Here is a 547-nt window from a genome sequence, read left to right on the forward strand (position 1 = left end):
GGCAACCGTGCTCGTCATCGAGGACGAGGCCCGGATCGGCGACCTGCTCGCGGCTGCCCTCACCGCCAACGGACACGACGTCGACTGGAGCCGGACCGGCGCGGAAGGGCTCCGCGTCGCCCGGGCCGGCACGATCGACCTGGTGCTCCTCGACCTCGGGCTCCCCGACGTCGACGGCGTGGAGGTGTGCCGTTCCCTCAAGCGCGCCCAGCCCCAGTGCGTCGTCGTGATGCTCACCGCCCGCAGGGACGAGATGGACGTCGTAGAGGGCCTGGAGGCCGGTGCCGACGACTACCTGACCAAGCCGTTCCGGATGACCGAGCTGCTCGCGCGGGTGCGCGCCCACCTGCGCCGGGCCGCGGTCGCGGAGTTCGTACCGGGCGTGTTCACCAGTGGTGACCTCACCGTCGACCCCGGGGCACGACGATGCCTGATCCGCGACCGCGAGGTGGTCCTGCGTCCGAAGGAGTTCGACCTGCTCGCCCGGCTCGCCGCAGACGCCGGGCGAGCCGTGAGCCGGGAGTCGCTGATGGACGACGTCTGGGAT

General features: G+C 72.0%; 1 protein-coding gene. It reads left to right on the forward strand.

Features of this window, described 5'->3' with window-relative positions; genetic code table 11:
* A partial coding sequence (locus Q0L15_RS22635; protein WP_296607116.1) for a response regulator transcription factor occupies window positions 1–547 on the forward strand: 547 nt, incomplete at both ends.

The organism is Nocardioides sp., assembly GCF_024509035.1.
Taxonomy (GTDB): Bacteria; Actinomycetota; Actinomycetes; order Propionibacteriales; family Nocardioidaceae; genus Nocardioides.